This is a genomic window from Devosia albogilva (genome assembly GCF_042685625.1).
In the GTDB taxonomy this organism is placed as follows: Bacteria; Pseudomonadota; Alphaproteobacteria; order Rhizobiales; family Devosiaceae; genus Devosia; species Devosia albogilva.
Map to the genome: position 1 here is coordinate 2792556 of NZ_JBHUNP010000001.1, position 15623 is coordinate 2808178.

Annotated in this window: 13 protein-coding genes and 1 pseudogene; 7 read left to right on the plus strand and 7 right to left on the minus strand. The window is 65.6% G+C overall.

Annotated elements, in window-relative coordinates:
* Positions 1-3: 3 nt before the first annotated feature.
* On the minus strand, positions 4-666 hold the full coding sequence (locus ACFSX5_RS13955) for a Fe2+-dependent dioxygenase (protein WP_386834235.1): 663 nt from the start codon (positions 664-666) through the stop codon (positions 4-6).
* Positions 667-773: 107 nt separating this feature from the next.
* On the opposite strand from ACFSX5_RS13955, the gene ACFSX5_RS13960 reads away from it, so the two are divergent.
* The 4 genes and pseudogenes from ACFSX5_RS13960 (at position 774) to ACFSX5_RS13975 (ending at position 5016) form a co-directional block, all read left to right on the plus strand.
* A complete protein-coding gene (locus ACFSX5_RS13960; protein ID WP_386834236.1) occupies positions 774-2030 on the plus strand; it encodes an imelysin family protein in 1257 nt (418 codons plus the stop codon).
* 108 nt (positions 2031-2138) lie between these two features.
* Entirely contained in the window at positions 2139-3575 is a 1437-nt protein-coding gene (locus ACFSX5_RS13965) for a hypothetical protein (protein WP_386834237.1), read from the plus strand.
* 194 nt (positions 3576-3769) lie between these two features.
* A pseudogene (locus tag ACFSX5_RS13970) lies at positions 3770-4021 on the plus strand (oligopeptide/dipeptide ABC transporter ATP-binding protein); the annotation flags it as partial.
* A gap of 2 nt (positions 4022-4023) precedes the next feature.
* Positions 4024-5016 (plus strand): ABC transporter ATP-binding protein, encoded by a 993-nt coding sequence (locus ACFSX5_RS13975; protein WP_386834239.1) that lies wholly within the window; start codon positions 4024-4026, stop codon positions 5014-5016.
* Here the strand turns inward: ACFSX5_RS13975 and ACFSX5_RS13980 are convergent.
* Positions 5013-8213 (minus strand): alpha-mannosidase, encoded by a 3201-nt coding sequence (locus ACFSX5_RS13980; protein ID WP_386834240.1) that lies wholly within the window; start codon positions 8211-8213, stop codon positions 5013-5015. The genes ACFSX5_RS13975 and ACFSX5_RS13980 overlap by 4 nt on opposite strands.
* 250 nt (positions 8214-8463) lie before the next feature.
* On the opposite strand from ACFSX5_RS13980, the gene ACFSX5_RS13985 reads away from it, so the two are divergent.
* Together ACFSX5_RS13985 and ACFSX5_RS13990 are read left to right on the plus strand one after the other, a co-directional pair.
* The gene (locus tag ACFSX5_RS13985) at positions 8464-9507 is read left to right on the plus strand and encodes a LacI family transcriptional regulator (RefSeq protein ID WP_386834241.1); all 1044 of its coding nucleotides are present in this window, start codon (positions 8464-8466) and stop codon (positions 9505-9507) included.
* A gap of 99 nt (positions 9508-9606) precedes the next feature.
* Positions 9607-10605 (plus strand): ABC transporter substrate-binding protein, encoded by a 999-nt coding sequence (locus ACFSX5_RS13990; RefSeq protein ID WP_386834243.1) that lies wholly within the window; start codon positions 9607-9609, stop codon positions 10603-10605.
* A gap of 7 nt (positions 10606-10612) precedes the next feature.
* Here the strand turns inward: ACFSX5_RS13990 and ACFSX5_RS13995 are convergent, their stop codons facing one another.
* From ACFSX5_RS13995 to coxB, 3 genes are read right to left on the minus strand one after another with little or no spacing between them, the layout of a single operon-like run.
* On the minus strand, positions 10613-10954 hold the full coding sequence (locus ACFSX5_RS13995; RefSeq protein WP_386834245.1) for a hypothetical protein: 342 nt from the start codon (positions 10952-10954) through the stop codon (positions 10613-10615).
* The gene (ctaD, locus tag ACFSX5_RS14000) at positions 10951-13455 is read right to left on the minus strand and encodes a cytochrome c oxidase subunit I (RefSeq protein ID WP_386834246.1); all 2505 of its coding nucleotides are present in this window, start codon (positions 13453-13455) and stop codon (positions 10951-10953) included. The genes ACFSX5_RS13995 and ctaD overlap by 4 nt, the downstream gene beginning before the upstream one ends.
* Positions 13452-14099 carry a cytochrome c oxidase subunit II gene (gene coxB / locus ACFSX5_RS14005; protein WP_386834247.1) on the minus strand — a complete coding sequence of 216 codons (648 nt, stop codon included), beginning with the start codon at positions 14097-14099 and terminating at the stop codon, positions 13452-13454. The genes ctaD and coxB overlap by 4 nt, the downstream gene beginning before the upstream one ends.
* Positions 14100-14126: 27 nt before the next feature.
* Here coxB and ACFSX5_RS14010 point away from each other — a divergent pair, with 27 nt between their 5' ends.
* Positions 14127-14675 (plus strand): DUF2231 domain-containing protein, encoded by a 549-nt coding sequence (locus ACFSX5_RS14010; RefSeq protein ID WP_386834248.1) that lies wholly within the window; start codon positions 14127-14129, stop codon positions 14673-14675.
* Here ACFSX5_RS14010 and ACFSX5_RS14015 read toward each other — a convergent pair.
* Together ACFSX5_RS14015 and ACFSX5_RS14020 are read right to left on the minus strand one after the other, a co-directional pair.
* Positions 14661-15149: a CopD family protein gene (locus ACFSX5_RS14015; RefSeq protein ID WP_386834250.1), complete on the minus strand. Its 489-nt coding sequence runs from the start codon at positions 15147-15149 to the stop codon at positions 14661-14663. The genes ACFSX5_RS14010 and ACFSX5_RS14015 overlap by 15 nt on opposite strands.
* Positions 15150-15248: 99 nt before the next feature.
* The gene (locus ACFSX5_RS14020; protein ID WP_386834252.1) at positions 15249-15620 is read right to left on the minus strand and encodes a hypothetical protein; all 372 of its coding nucleotides are present in this window, start codon (positions 15618-15620) and stop codon (positions 15249-15251) included.
* Positions 15621-15623: the final 3 nt, after the last annotated feature.

The following is a 15623-nucleotide window of genomic DNA, read 5'->3' on the forward strand; positions in this document are numbered from 1 at the left end:
TCCTCAATCCACCCACATGCGGCGCAGGTTGGAGCTTGATTTGTTGATCAGGTCGTAGTGCTCGGACTTGCCCTCGCGCTCGAAAATCGCGCGCGCAGTCCGCTCGAGATCGAACAGGATTTCCCGGTGATCCGGCCGCCGGAACAGGCTCTGCACCCAGGTCACCGCCACCTCCCGCACGCCTCGCGTCACTGGCTCCACCCGGTGCAGCATGGTGGTCGGATAGGTCACTGCCGAACCGGCCGGCAGCTTGTAAACTGCTTCGCCACCAGTGGTTTCCATCACCAGCTCGCCGCCGTCATAGCTGTCCGGATCGGACAGGAAGATCGTCACCGACACGTCCGCCCGCATGTGGTCTGGACCCATCAGCGGGTTATCCATGTGCGAGCCGAACGCCATGCCCGGCTGGTAGCGCGCAAAGAGCGGCGGCGCGAAATGGCGCGGCATCACCGCGGCAGCGAACACCGGATTCCCCCGAAGCGCACCGATCACCTGCTGCTGTGCCCCTTCCAGCGCCGGACCCGCCCCGAGTTGCTCGTTGTTCTTGACCAGCCGCGAGGCCCAGCCCGAGCTGAGCACGCCGTCGATGAAAACCCCGGATGCAATCGTTTCCCGCAGCTGCGCCACCCCGCTGCTGTCGAGCACATCCCCGATGCAGATGATCATCCGTCACGCCCCTGCCGGCCATCGAAATCGATAGTTGACTTTCAAGATCAGCTTTCATTAAAGCTTACCGCCGTGGCTGGCAAGCGCCTTGGCGCAAGGGGGATCGGGTGCAACGACAGACGCGTATCTGGCTCGGGCTCGGCACCGCTCTGCTGGTTGGAACTGCCGGTGTGGAGCGCGTTGCGATCGCTAAGGAACACCCCGCAGGCCAGCGGGACAAGGCTGCCGACGCCACCTCTACCCCCGTGTCACCGCGGGTCCACGTGGCTCAAGCCGGAGCGGCGGGGGAGGGTGGCCCCAACGAAGGCGGCGGCCCGGTTCTTGGCACAATCACCGAGTTCCGGCTGTCGAGCAGCGATCCGAACGCGTTCACCTTCGACGGCTCAGCCCAGGTGAGCGGTTACGCCGAGCTGGTTTCGGCTACTTACGCGGCGGCTCTCGAACAGGCCACGACCTTGCGGACCGCAATAGCGGCGCTGGGAAACTCTCCTTCCGAACAGTCGCTAGCCGATGCGCGCGCCGCCTGGAGCGAGGCTCGTTCGGCCTATCTGAAGACCGAAGCATTTCTGTTTTATGCCGGACCGGTGGACGGCCCCGGTGGTCCTTTCCCGCGGCTCAATCTCTGGCCCATCGATCCGGCTGTCATCGACTCGCTGATCGCCGATGAGGAGCAGTCCCTGAACTTCCGTGTGTTGGCCAGACTCAACACCGTCGAACCGTCCCCGAAGATCACGACCGGGCTGCACGTGATCGAGTATCTGCTCTGGGGCAGCGACGGTGCGCTTACGCACGACACGTTTGCGAGTGCCGCGCGACGCGGTGAGTTTGCCAACGCCCTGGCACAGCTGCTCGTCTACGACCTTACGGTTCTGGCTGCAGCCTGGGCGCCCGGCAGCAACAACTACCGTGCAGCGGTGGAGGCGATGGACCAGCGCAACGCGCTTGGTCGCGCCTTCAACGGCATGGCCGTGCTGATCGGCTATGAACTGCCGCTGCGCCGCATCGGGGCAGGGCTGTTCCCGGCCAACGAGAATTTCCAGCCTTCGCCTTTCAGTGACAGCTCCGAAGAAGATCTGGCAGCCAGCTTTGCCGGGGCCCGGGCGGTCTATTTCGATACCGGTATCGCCGAACTGGTCCGGGATACCGACACCGAATTGGCGAGCCAGATCGAAGCTGGTTTCGCCACCGCGGAAGAGGCGATCGGACAGATGACGGCGCCCTATGACCGCTTCCTCGCACCGCCGAGTGGCAGTCCGGAACGCCGGACCGCCGAGGGGGCGGTCAAGGCGCTCACCAACCTCGCGCGCGATCTTCGCCAGGCCGGCAATCGGCTCGGCATTCTCGTCGTCGTACCCGGCATGTAGCCGGCAGGCGACGAACTTCTGCCGCGCGGGCATCCGGTCCGGCGGCAACATCAGCATCAGTCCCGGTACGCGAGAGGGATCGCGGCCCCGGATCTCAAGGAGGCAATCATGCTGACCCGTAGTCTCGTCACTCTGGGTGCAGTGCTGTTGACCAGCACCGCACTGGCGCAGGACATCACGTCCGTCGCCGACACCGTTTTCGACCAGGCCAACGACCTGCGCGGTCTGGCCTATGGCACTGACGGAAAGATCTATGTCTCCGGTCACCGCGGCGATCCGCCCGCCGAGACGAACCCGGAAAGCGTGGTCGTGGTCGGTCGCCTGAATGCGGACGGCACCCCCGACACCAGCTTCAGCGAAGACGGCTTCGCCGAACTCGATCTTGGGGAGGGTCTGGTGGAGCAGGCCCTCGCCGTCGCACCTCTTGCCAATGGCGATGTCGTGGCCGTGGTCAACGCCAATGAAGAGGACGGGGGCACGTCTGTCTATCTCGTGCGCTTTGACTCGAATGGCCAGCAGGTCACCGGCACTTGGGGCGGCGACACCGGTGCGGTCGAGGTCGTGTTTGGTTGGGCCAATGCCGATAACGACTCCTTCCCCGGCGTGGAGAACCCACCGCAGGATACCGCCTGGGACCTGAAGGTCGATAATTCCAGTGGCGTGGAGAAGCTTGTCGTCGCCGGCCACGGCTCCGCCGCCAATGGCTCGGGTCGCACCGACAACGACCGCTATGTGGTGCGGTTGCTTGCCGAGGACGGCAGCGTCGATCCGGACTTCAACGGCGGGCAGCCCTTCACCTACCATTCGGCTCAGGCGCTGAGCGATGGTGGCCGCCGGGTTACCGTCGAGCCGGACGGAGCAATCCTGAGCGCCGGCTATACCAATCTGGGTGACGCGCTGCGTAACCACGTCATTCTGATCCGGCTCAACCCTGATGGTACCCTGGACGAAGGCTTTGGTGGTTTCGTCACCCCCGAGTCTTCGGCCGAAGCGATCGGCCTCGCCGTCACGCCGGGCGTGGCCGTCTTCAATCCCTTCGTGACCGACCAGGGCTTCGCCGAGTGCTATGCGGCGGTCCGCCTGTCGGACGGCAGCTATGTGACCACCGGCTATGGTGGAGCAACGGGTGAGGGGGTGGCCTCTTCCCTCGGCTTCAAGACTACCGAAGCGCCCGATATCGTCTCCTTCAAGGTCACGGCAGACGGGCTCGACACCAGCTATGGCAGCGACGGACAGGTCGCGGTGCAGTCGGAAGGCCTGGGGCTGACCAGCGCCGAGGATCGCGGCCGCTTGCTGGTTGCCCTGCCGGACGACCGCACGCTCCATGTCGGATATGTGGGCGGCATCCCCTCCGCGGTGGTACTCGATGCCGACGGCCAGTTGGACACCTCGGTGAGCGAGGACGGCATCATCGAACTGCCGAATGACACCGTCGGTGCGCAGTTCTTCGGTGCGGCCGTGTCCCCTGATGGCTCGCAGATCGCTCTGTCTACCAACAACAACAAGGCCGGCGCGCGCGTCGTGATCCTGGAAGTGCAGAGCTGATCCTGTTTTCAGATCAAGCATCTGGGCGGCTCTTCGGAGCCGCCCTTTTCTTTTTCAGAGCCTCGGCTCTCCACAGTTCCATGGGAGCGGGGTTGACATTCTCCCTATACGACCATTGTCTATGTGGGATCGGTCCCACATAGAGGGCTGACGGAGAGGAGACGATGGCATGGTGACCATCGGAGGTCGCGCCAGCGACTTCGATCCTCACCAATCCGCGCCACCCCTATACGCGAGCGCTCGGCAGCAGTTTTCCGCCACTGACAGGGCCGCGCATGCGACTCGAAGGGATCGCGGGCTCGCCGCCGGATTTGCGCTCACTGCCGGAGGGATGCCGGTTCGCGCCGCGCTGCGCGCATGCAACCGACATCTGCCGCACAACGGCGCCGCTTAAGCGCTACTCACCTGAACACAGCAGCGAGGCCGCATGTCACTTGCTGAACTAGACATGAACACGATCGCCGACACCGCCGAGCCGGTGATCGAGATGGACGGCGTGGACAAGGAGTTCGTCCTGGGCGGCGCCTTCCTCAACCAGACGGTGCTCAAGGCCCTGTCGGGTGTGTCGCTGAAGCTGACGCGGGGACGGGCGCTGGCGCTGGTGGGAGAGTCCGGCTCCGGCAAGTCGACCTGTGCCCGCATGCTGGCGCGGGTGTATGAACCCACGCGCGGCAGCATCCGCTTTCGGGGCGAGGACATCGCCGGCTTCCGAGGCTCGCGCCTGCAGCAATACCGGTCGGATGTGCAGATGGTGTTCCAGGACCCTTTCGGGTCGCTGAACCCCACGCAGAGCATCCGCTATCATCTGGAGCGGCCGCTGCGGCTGCATCGCCCTGAGCTCCGGGGCAAGGCAGTCGAGGCCGAGATGCTCGGCCTGCTCGAAAGCGTTGGCCTGCGCCCGGCTGGCGACTACCTGAACAGGCGCCCGCATGAACTGTCAGGCGGGCAGCGCCAGCGCGTGGCCATCGCCCGCGCGCTGGCAGTGCAGCCCGAAGTGCTGCTGGCGGACGAGCCGACCTCGATGCTGGATGTGTCGGTGCGGCTGGGCATCCTGAACCTGCTCGAAGACCTCAAGCAGCAGCGGCAGCTTGCGGCGCTCTACATCACCCACGACATCGCGACGGCCCGCTACTTCGCCGAGGATACGGCCGTGCTCTATGCCGGGCACCTCGTGGAGCAGGGGCCGAGCGAAGCCATCACCGGCAACCCGCGCCACCCCTATACGCAACTGCTGATCGAAGCGGTGCCGAATCCCAACCGCAAGATCGCGGCGGTGCGTACCCGGCGGGCGACCGATATACCCATGTGGACGCCGCAAAGCCGCGGCTGTCCATTCGTATCGCGCTGCCCGCGGGCGACTTCCATCTGCCGCGAGACCATGCCCGAGCCGACGGCAGTCGGACCGGGTCATACCGTCAGGTGTCATCACCTCGCGGCCTAGGTTTCGACCAGGAGCGTGACGATCTCGAAGGGGCGGAGCTGCAGCCGGACGCCGTTGCCGATGAGTTCGAGCGGCGGGCTCTCGCCCTCTTCCATCAGGTTGACGGTGCGCACTGATTTGACCGGCAGGCCGAAGGTGACGGTGGCATCGGCGCGGATATTGGCGTGCTCGAAGATGCGCACGACGATGCCGTCCGACTTCTCGGCCTTCTTCACCGTCTCGATGGTGACGTTGGGCTGGTCGACCTGGGCGAAGCTGAAGCTGCCGAGATCGGTCGCGGCCTCCCGCGCCGGCGCAAACGAGCCGACCACGGCAACCGGATTGTTGAAGCGTTCGGCGGCGCGGTGGACGTCGGCGAGATCGGCAATGCCGTCGTGGACGAAGAGGGCATAGCGGATGCGGTGCTCGCCCAAGTCCGCATCGGGACTGGGGAAATTGGTGCCGCGCACCAGCGTCAGCCGTACCGTCTGCTCCAGCGCATCATAGGCGTATTTGCAGTCGTTGAGCAGGGCGACGCCGAAATCGGCTTCGCTCATGTCGACCCAGCGGTGCATCGACGCCTCGAAGCGGGCCTTGTCCCAGCTGGTGTTGCGGTGGGTCGGGCGCCGGACATGACCGAACTGGATCTCGGAGCGAACCTCCGAAGTGTTGAGGTCGAAGGGGAACAGCGCCTTGATGACGGTGGAGCGCTCCTGCCAGTCGATGAAGGTGTCGAACTCGACCTGCCGCTGCCCGGCGGCGAGGGAAATCACCTGCACAAACAAGGAGTTCTGGTAGCGGCGCTCGATGCGGATGGCGGCGCGGTGGGGGCCGGTCTCGACCACGGAGATCTCCGGCTGTTCATCCGCGAGCGGCCAGAACTGCTCCTCGAAATAGCGGTCGATGTCCCAGGCGTCCCACTCCATTGGCTTGTCTTCATAGGCGACGAGACGGTTGGCGGTCTGGCCGGCGTCAAGGATTTCGCGGTTGCGGATCTTGTCGACAACGGAGGTGATTTCTCCGTTGCTGTCGAGGGTTATGCGGAGCAGCTCGTTCTCGAGATGGGTCTGCGAGACCGACAGTGGCGAGGTGGAGTTGGCAGCGCCGCCGGTGACGATCTGGCCCGCGGTCCAGCCCAGGGGAACGATGTCGGAGACGGGGGTGACGAGCTCGGTCGAGCCGTCGGCACGGGTGATGCGCTGCAGCGGGTGGATGGCCCCGCCTACCGCCAATGAAGCGCCTTCCTGAACGGAGATGAACGGAAAATGGACGAGATCCGAACGGGTCTGCGAGGTGAAGTTGATGAGCCGCAACTGATCCCCGCCTGGACCGGCGAATGCCTGAACGGCGGCGTGCCATGGACCGTTGCCGGAAGCGAGCGTGGAGAAGATACGCGCATAGTCCGCGTCGCTGTCGACATAGACTTCGGGAATGGAGGTGCCGGGCAGGATGTCGTGGAACTGGTTGATCAGTACCAGCTCCCAGAACTCGGCGAGCGTCTCGGCCGGGTAGGGAGCTCCGGCCTCTTGCATCGCCATGACGCCGAGGAACTCAAGTTCGCGCAGCAGGCGCTCGGCGCGGCGGTTGTTGGCCTTGTTCTTGGCCACTGAGGTCAGGGTGCCGCGGTGGTATTGGAGGTAGAGTTCGCCGTTCCACACCGGGAAGCGGGACGGGTTGGCGTCCATCTTCCGGCCGAGCCGGTCGAGGAAGGGGACGATGCCCTCGAGCTTCACCCGCGGGGCGCCGGGAATGCCGCGCTCGAGGCGAATGCCGCGCTCGATCATGGCGCGGGTGGGGCCGCCGCCGCCATCGCCGTAGCCATAGGACATGACGACTTCGTTGTGGGCGGCCTTCGGCTCGTAGCGCTTCCAGGCGCCCATCGTCTCGCTGACCGACAGATCGCCATTATAGGTGGTGTAGATCGCCTCGCTCTCGTAGCGCTGGGCGGTGATGAGCTGCGCCTTGGTGACGGTGCCGTCGATGCCGCGCCAGAAGAAGGTGTCGTAGGGATGCCGATCGGTGTCGTTCCAGCTCAGCTTGCTGGTGACGAAGTATCTGAGGCCGGATTTCTCCATGATTTGCGGCAGGTTGGCCGAGTAGCCGAAGGTGTCGGGGAGCCAGACGGTCTTGGGATCGACGCCGAAATGTTCGAGATGGAAGCGGCGGCCGCGCATGATCTGACGGACGAGGGACTCGCCGGAGACGATGTTGACGTCCGGCTCCACCCACATGGCGCCCTCGATCTCGAACTGACCGAACTTTACCCGCTGGACCAGCCGGTCCCAGAGCTCGGGATAGTCCTGCTTCAGGAAGTCGAAGAGCACCGACTGGTTATACATGAAGACGAACTCGGGATACTCCTCCATCAGGTTGAGCACCGTGGCGAAGGAGCGGCCGGTCTTGTCGCGGGTGTGCAGGACCCGCCAGAGCCAGCCGACATCGAGATGGGTCGAGCCGACAGCGGTGATCTGCGGCTGCACCTCGGTGTCGACGAGGTCGTAGATTTCGCGGGCGATCTTCTCGGCGCCCCCGAGGCTCGCCTCGAAGGCCTCGGTGTAACCGCCGCGGCGGTCGAGGGCGCGCAGCGCCCGGTCGACGATGTTGAGGATGGCGTGGCGGCGCGGGTCCGATTGGTGCAAGCGCATCGCAACATCCAGCGGCGTCTGCAGGTCGTAATAGAGCTTCTCGGCGCGCTCGCTGCGAATGAACGGCTCGACGGTGAAGCCGACCAGCGGTCGGTCGAAGAAGGTGAAGGCGTTGACGAGCAGGGTGTGGCGGTTGCCGGGCCTGGCATCGCGTTCGATCACCAGTTCGGTGTGGTTGCCGTCGAGCGCCTGTGCGATTTTACCGTCGAGATAAGCAAGGCATTGCGGGTCGGTGGTGCCGGGCCGGTCCTGCCATTGCGAGACGAAGCGCAAGACGAACGTCTTGCCGCGTGCCGCTTCCGGCACCTCGACCTCCGCGGCGAACCAGGTGTGGCCCTGCTTCCTGGCCCAGACGGAATGCGGGCCGAACTCCTCCCACTGGCGCCAGTCAGCAGCAAGGGCGTCGGCAGCCGAGATGTCGGCGCGCTGAACAAACCACTGCCAGGGCATGCCGGCGATCGGCGTCAGGATTTTGGCGTGGAGGTCCGCGCACAGGCGCAGCAGCTTGCCCTCCATCTTGAGGTCGTCATCGCCAAGGGCGAGCTTGGATGTGAGGGGATTGGAATAGGTCATCCAACGGCTCCAAAACCGGTATTTCCTATGTCCATACAACGCTCCTCCTCGCTTCGCCGGCCCACCACCGGCGGGTCACAGGTAAGCACGGCCAATGCAACGTTGCAAAGCGGTGAATGGAGACGGAGCAGTGGGCTGCCCCTGTTCGCAGCCCGCAACCCCGGCGCGTCGTCCGGTCCATTGGCGAGCATTTTGCGTTCAGCTTCGGTGTCCCGGTGTGTAGGATCGACCAGGACCCATATTCGCGCCCATGACCGACAAGACCAAAACAGACCCAACCAGCCCTGCCTTGCCCGGTCAGCGCGTGACGCTTCGCACCATTGCGGAGATGACCGGGCTGAGTCTGTCCACAGTTTCGCTCTCGCTGCGCGGCGGCACGACGCTGAAGCAGGAAACGCGCGACAAGGTGAACGAGGCAGCGCGGGCGCTCGGCTATGTGCCGGACCGCGCGGGGGTGCGCCTCAGGACCGGCAAGACCAATGTGGTGGCGCTGGTGCTGGACGGGTCGGAGGATTCGATCGACTTCGCCCGTCAGATGATCCAGGGCATCGGCAGCGCCATCAAGGGCAGCCGCTACCATCTGACGGTGATGCCCGAATTCGAACGCATGCTGTCGGCCGACACAGTGCGCTATATCCTTCAGAACCGGACCGCCGACGGCGTCATCATCACCCACACCGGGCCTCGTGATCACCGGGTACAGATGCTGATCGACGCGGGCTTTCCGTTCGTCAGCCATGGGCGGACGGAGTTCCCGACGCCGCACCCCTACCACGACTTTCACTCCGAGCGTTTCGCCAGCCTCGCCGTCGAACGGTTGGCGGCGAAAGGCTGCCGCAGGCTGCTGCTGGTGATCGGCGACGACAGCACCACGAACTACCACAACATCGTCACGGCCTTTCACCAGGCGGCGAAGCGAGCGGGGCTGGACAGCGCGGTGCTGGAGGGCGCGCGGTCGAGGACACCGGCGACGATGCGCCAGTTCGGGGTGGAACTTGCCGGGCAGAGCGACCGGCCCGACGGTATCATCTGCGACAGCGAGATGCGCACCATTGCCATGGTCGGCGGGCTGGAAGAGGGCGGCATCAAGCCGGGCCAGGGGATCGAGCTGATCTACAAGCAGACCTCCGATATCCTGCCGACGCTGTTCCCGCACGTGGACAGCGTGCGCGAGGATGTGTTTGCGGCGGGCGTGGAACTGACCCGGTTGCTGTTGCGGCGGATCGAGGGGGAGCCGGCTGAAGACCTGCAGACGCTCGCCGAGCCGGTGCCGCATTGGCGCAGCGGCGCCTGACGACGGTCTTTGCCGCTGCCAGCCGGAATCCGGCTTCACCTTTTTCGCAGGATCGGCGAAAGCATCGCTCCAGGCCGGCAGGGCCACGGAGGGTGCGCAATGGGCAGGATTTCGGTGGTCGCAGTGGCCGCGTTTCTGGCGGCGAGTATCGCCACGGGGGCCGCGGCGCAGGACAACGTGACCTTTGCCACCAATTGGCTGGCGCAGGCCGAGCATGGCGGCTTCTATCAGGCGGTCGCTGATGGCACCTATGCGGAGTACGGGCTCGACGTCACCATTCTGCAGGGTGGGCCGCAGACGCAGGGGCGGGCGCTGCTCGCCGCCGGACAGGTCGAGTTCTACATGGGTGTCGCCACCGGGGCCATCAATGCGCTCGAACAGGGCATTCCCACCGTTACGTTGGCTTCGCTGTTCCAGAAGGACCCGCAGGTGCTGATGGCGCATCCCGGCCGGTTCGACAGCTTCGAGGAGCTGGCGGGGGCGTCGAAATACATCCTCAGCGCCACCGGGCTGGCGTCGTACTTCGCCTGGATGCAGTCGGAGTGGCCCGAATTCTCGGAAGAAAAGTACGAGCCCTACCAGTTCAATCCAGCCGCGTTCCTCGCCGACGAGAACGCCATCCAGCAGGGCTACGTGACCTCCGAGCCGCTGGCGATCGAGCGGGCGGCGGGGTTCACGCCGGATGTGTGGCTGCTGGCGGACCAGGGCTATCGGCCGTACTCGACCACCATCGAGGTGATGAAGCCCTGGCTGGAGGAGAATAGGGATGTTGCGCGCCGCTTCGTCGAGGCCTCGATCATCGGCTGGTACAACTACCTCTATGGCGACAACCAGGCCGCCAACGCACTGATCAGGGCCGACAATCCCGAGATGACGGAGGAGCAGATCGCCCACAGCATCGAGAAGATGAAGGAATATGGGATCGTCGTGTCGGGCGATGCCGAGACCCACGGCATCGGCTGCATGACGGATGAGGGCTGGACCTCGTTCTACGAGGCGATGGTGGCGGCCGGCGTGTACGAAGCAGGGCTGGATGTGAGCCAAGCCTACACCACGGAATTTGTCTGCCACGGCCTCGGCGTGGAGCTCATGCGGTGAGACGAGGCTAGAGGCAGGTCGAGGTGAACAGCACCGGGGCGAAGGTGAAGGCCCCGGCGACCACGGCGACAATGGCCGCATAGGTGCTGGTGCGGTTGACGAAGCCAACCGGCGACCGATCCGCCGGTCTGAGGCGGGCGAGGATAATCGCGGTGAGAGCCAAGGCCGCCATGCCGACGACGAGCCCGATGATCAGCAGCACGCGGAGCAGGCTCACCGGGCCGACCGAGATCAGGTGCCAGCCCGCTGCACAGCCCACGGACAGGCCGGCATAAAGGCCGACGAAGACGCCGCTCCAAACGACGAAGCCGATGGTAAGCAGCAGCAGGATACCGGGCCGGGTGGTCATTGCCGCATCCCCGCAAGTTCCGGCAGCAGAGCGATCAGCAGCAGGCCGACGACGCCGGCGCCGGCGCTGAAGTCGTTCCAGAGCACGCCGATGCGGAGATCGGCGCTGCGGCGGGCGGAAACGTAGCCCGCGAGGTCTCGGTAGAGCCCGTAAAGGCTCATCAAGGCGCCCACACCGGTATGGATCAGAAGGTAGAGCACCAGCGCGAAGCTGGTGGCCGCATAAGCGTGGCCCCGCGGATCGGGCAGACTGAAAGCCAGCCACACCAGGCCGGCGATGCCGACCAGATGAAGCGCGGCGACGGCGGCGAGGGCGATGCGGCGGCCCTGCGGCTCGGCGGCACGGCTGCGGGCGAGGTGGCCGGCTATCGCCGCGCCGAGCAAGCCCAGGCTCGGCAGCAGGATGAGCAGCCAGCCATTCTGCAGCACCTGGGCGGGCGGCCAGTCGGGCGCCACGGTGACGAGGAACAGGCCACCGAAGCCGAGCGACAGAAATAGCGTTGCGTCCCCACCCAGCCAGATCAGCATGCCCCACCAGGCGAGCGAGCCGGGGACCTCATCCTCCGGTGGCAGCGACAGGCCGCGACCGACATCGCGCGCCACGGCATCCTCCCGCCGGCCGAGGCCTCGCGGCCAGAGGGTGAAGGCGCCGATCGTGACCGCAGCGGCAATGGCGGCGAACCAGTAGAGCTTGAACAGGAGCCCGAGCACCACCAGCCCGGTCAGAGCGGCGGTGATGATGGGCAGGTAGCTCGGGCGCGGCAGGACAATGAGCTCGGTCGGCCGGCCAGTGACCGGATCGACGCCCAGGAGCTCCATGTCCATGTTGCGGGCAAAGCCGAGATAGCCTTGGCCACGCGCCAGCACCGGGCCGAGCACTGCGGGATCATAGTCGTCGCCCCGATGATCGATCTCTGGCAGGGAGGCAAAGTTGTAGAGCGGGGACGGGGTGGGGGTGGCCCAGTCCAGCGTGCCGGCCTTCCACGGATTGCGCCGGAAGCGGGGACCGAAGCGGAACTGCAGCACCACGTCGACGAGGACCAGCGCGAAGCCGGCCGCGGTGATGAAGCCGCCGATTGAGGACAGCAGGTTCAGCCAATCCCAGCCGAGGCCGGCGGGATAGGTGTAGACGCGCCGCGGCATGCCCATCAGGCCGGTGAGGTGCATGAGGAAAAAGGTCAGGTTGAAGCCGACCAGGATCAGCCAGAAGGCCGGGACCGACAGGCGGAACTCGGGCATGCGCCCGGTCACGTGCGGCAGCCAGTAGTAGAGCGCCGCCAGCATCGGGAACACGAAGCCGCCGACCAGCACGTAATGGAGGTGCGCCACGACGAAGTGGGAGTCGTGCGCCTGAGTGTCGAACGGCACCATGGCGAGCATGACGCCGGTCAGGCCGCCGATGACGAAGACGATGAAGAAGCCGGCGACATAGAGCATGGGAACGTCGAAGCGCGGCTTGCCGTGGGCGAGGGTGGCGATCCAGGTGAAGATCTGCACCGCGGTGGGAATGGCGACGAGGCCGCTGGCGGCGGAGAAGAAGGCGAGCGCCATGTGCGGGATGCCGACGGTGAACATGTGGTGGACCCACAGCCCGAAGCTGAGGAAGGCCATGGCGATGATGGCGACGACGATAGCGCGATAGCCCAGCAGTGGTCGCCCGGCAAAGACGGGGATGATGGTCGACAGCACACCGGCCGCGGGCAGGAAGATGATGTAGACCTCGGGGTGGCCGAACAGCCAGAACAGGTGCTGCCACAGGAGCGGATCGCCGCCGCGCTCGGGATCGAAGAAGGGCAGGTCGAAGGCGCGCTCGAGTTCGAGCAGGATAGAGCCGAGGATCAGCGGCGGGAAGCCGATCAGCATCATCCCGGCGGTGATCAGAACGTACCAGCCGAAGATAGGCATGCGGTCGAGCGACATGCCGGGGGCGCGGATCTTGAGGATCGAGACGATGAACTCGACGGCGGCGAGCATCGCCGAGATTTCGACAAAGGTGACGCCGAGCAGCCAGACATCGGAGTTGATGCCGGGGGAGTAGGGCTGGGAGGAGAGCGGGGTATACATGAACCAGCCGCTCGCTGGCGCTGCTCCGACCAGCAGGGCGATGATCAGGATGGTGCCGCCGAACAGGTAGCACCACAGGCCGTAGGCGGCGAGGCGCGGATAGGCCATGTCGCGGGTGCCCAGCAGCTTGGGCAGGAAGTAGATTGCCACCCCCTCGAACATCGGAATGGCGAACAGGAACATCATCACCGTGCCGTGCATGGTGAAGACCTGGTTGTAGATGTCCGGCCCGAGGAAGGCGCTGTCGGGGGTGGCGAGCTGGGCTCGGATTACCATCGACAAGGCACCGCCGATGGCGAAGAACACGAAGGCGGCGAGCATGAAGCGCTTGCCGAGGATGTTGTGGTTGAGCGCGGTGAGCCGCTCGATGCCCGGGCCGTTGCCCCAGATGCGCATCAGCTGCTTGTGGAGCCGGATGGCGGAGATGGGCTCGTTCATGGCGCGGCTCCGACTGCTGCCATGAAGTCGGCTGCGGGGTGGGCAAGGACCTGGAAGTGCATGCCGGCGTGGTCGCGGCCGCAGAACTCGGCACAGACGCCGCCGAAGCGGCCGGGCTCGTCGGCCTGGAGGCGGATGACGTTCTGGTGGCCCGGAATGGCGTCCATCTTGCCGCCGAGGCGGGGCACCCAGAAGCTGTGGATCACGTCGAGCGAGGTAATGACTACGTCGACCGGCTCGCCCGCGGGCAGGTGTAGCTCGTTGGTGGTGGAGGGCGCACCGGCAATGTCGGGATAGTCGAAGGTCCACTGCCATTGCTGGGCCGTGGCGGTGATGCGCATGGGCTGCGGCTCGGTGGGCCGCGGCAGCAGCATCTCGCCTTGGATCAGGACGCCATAGACCAGCAGCGTCAGCAGGATGCCGGGCATCACCAGCCCGAGGCCGATGATCCAGTGGCGCGGCCGGAAGCGGGTGATCACAGAGGGGCGCCAATAGGCGAGGGCCAGCAGGGTCAACACCAGTGCGAACAAGCCGACCGAGGCCCAGAACATGATCCACCACAGCGTGGCGATGGAGCCGGCGGCGGGACCCGCCGGCTCGAGCGCGCTCAGGTGACCGGCGCAACCGGCGAGCGGCAGGACCATTGTTCCGGTCAACAGCAGGGAGCGCCAATGTCGGACGAAAGCTCGAGCCCGGAAGTCGAAGCCGCCCAGGATCATCGCGAGGCCTTTCCCAGCCATCCCAACCCGGTGATCCAGAAGGTTGCGGAAAAGGATGCCAGTTCCGCCATAGCCCTGGCCGGGCATCCGCTCCACGCCATGACCGTGCACTTCCCGATCGCGCTGGTGTTCGTGACCCTGGGCATCGATATCTTCTACTGGTGGACGGGCGATCCGTTCTTCCCGCGGGCAGGGGTGTGGTCCGCCGGTGCCGCCTTTGGCTTCGGGGTGGCTGCAGCGCTGGTCGGCACCGCCGAGTTGCTGGCCGCTGCCGGTATCCGCGGCCGGGTTGCGAGCTGGAACCATGCCGTTGCCGCCATGACCCTGCTGGCGGTGGCCGGCGCCAATTGGGGGCTGCGCGTCACCGTGCCCGATGCCGTGCTGCCGCATGGCCTGATGTTGAGCATCCTGGCTTCGGCGATCACTGGCTTTGCGGGCTGGCACGGCGGCAAACTGATTTTCGATCACGGCGTGGGCATCGTCATCTCAGAACGGGACTAGCGGCTGAAGCATCTCGCCCAACGCGCCGGGGGTGAACAGGTCGTCGAAGGCACTGCCGATACGTGGCTCGCCGAGCACCAGGAACAGGATGCCGGTGGCGAGGGTGAGCGACAGCGTGGTGGAGATCACGGCCCGGTGCGGCCGGTACCGGCCGTTCACTTCGAAGAGCCTGAGGATCACGAGCCCCGAGCCGATGTGCACGGCGACGAGGCCGGCCACCAGCAACAGCTTGAGCGAGAACCAGGCTTCGAAGGTGGCTTCGATGAAGATCAGTGCCGTGCCGCTGGCCACCGCCACGAAGGCGGCGGGCGAGAGCAGGCGAACATAAAGGGCGCGGACGAAGGCGTGGAGGCGGTAGAGGTCATTGCCCTCGCGTCCCTTGCGCTGCAGGTAGAGCGTGGGCAAGGCGACAAGGCCGGCAATCCAGATGGAGATGCCGGTCACATGGATCATCTTGAAGATGACGCTCAGCATCGCGCCGAGCGGATTCCCCCGCCTGCCATCTACCCTCCCGATAATGATCCGCAACGGGAGCGTGCCCGTGATCGTTCCATGCGGTTCCGCGCTGGACACTCAGCGAAGATCAGCACAGCCCGGCAGGATGGCCACGGCCAGGGCGAAATAGACCATTGCCAGCGTCGAGAGGGCACCGAGCAGCCGCATGACGGCGAACAGGAAGCGGCTTTGGTCCTCGGGGGGCCTGGTCCCAGTCAGCAGGCGGAACACCGCTCCCGGCCAGAGCAGGGTGAGGGCGCTGGCGATGATCACCAAAACCGAGATGCCTAGCACGACGCCGCCAATCACGTGCTGCGGCAGGGCGGCGAAGGCGCAGAGGGACGACTGCGCGCCATAAATGGCGGTGAGTTGCGCGGCCCACAGAATGGGGCCGGTCAGCAGGAAGAGGAAGGTGCCCATCATCTGGCGAACGGAGTGCCGGTCATCCATGGC

Coding starts and splice junctions, on each gene's coding strand:
- ACFSX5_RS13980 (WP_386834240.1), bottom strand. CDS start 8,213: ATGACCTATTCCAATCCCCTCACATCCAAGCTCGCCCTTGGCGATGAC.
- ACFSX5_RS13965 (WP_386834237.1), top strand. CDS start 2,139: ATGCTGACCCGTAGTCTCGTCACTCTGGGTGCAGTGCTGTTGACCAGC.
- ACFSX5_RS13975 (WP_386834239.1), top strand. CDS start 4,024: ATGAACACGATCGCCGACACCGCCGAGCCGGTGATCGAGATGGACGGC.
- ACFSX5_RS13955 (WP_386834235.1), bottom strand. CDS start 666: ATGATCATCTGCATCGGGGATGTGCTCGACAGCAGCGGGGTGGCGCAG.
- ACFSX5_RS13990 (WP_386834243.1), top strand. CDS start 9,607: ATGGGCAGGATTTCGGTGGTCGCAGTGGCCGCGTTTCTGGCGGCGAGT.
- ctaD (WP_386834246.1), bottom strand. CDS start 13,455: ATGAACGAGCCCATCTCCGCCATCCGGCTCCACAAGCAGCTGATGCGC.
- ACFSX5_RS14010 (WP_386834248.1), top strand. CDS start 14,127: ATGTCGGACGAAAGCTCGAGCCCGGAAGTCGAAGCCGCCCAGGATCAT.
- ACFSX5_RS13995 (WP_386834245.1), bottom strand. CDS start 10,954: ATGACCACCCGGCCCGGTATCCTGCTGCTGCTTACCATCGGCTTCGTC.
- ACFSX5_RS14020 (WP_386834252.1), bottom strand. CDS start 15,620: ATGGATGACCGGCACTCCGTTCGCCAGATGATGGGCACCTTCCTCTTC.
- coxB (WP_386834247.1), bottom strand. CDS start 14,099: ATGGTCCTGCCGCTCGCCGGTTGCGCCGGTCACCTGAGCGCGCTCGAG.
- ACFSX5_RS13985 (WP_386834241.1), top strand. CDS start 8,464: ATGACCGACAAGACCAAAACAGACCCAACCAGCCCTGCCTTGCCCGGT.
- ACFSX5_RS14015 (WP_386834250.1), bottom strand. CDS start 15,149: ATGCTGAGCGTCATCTTCAAGATGATCCATGTGACCGGCATCTCCATC.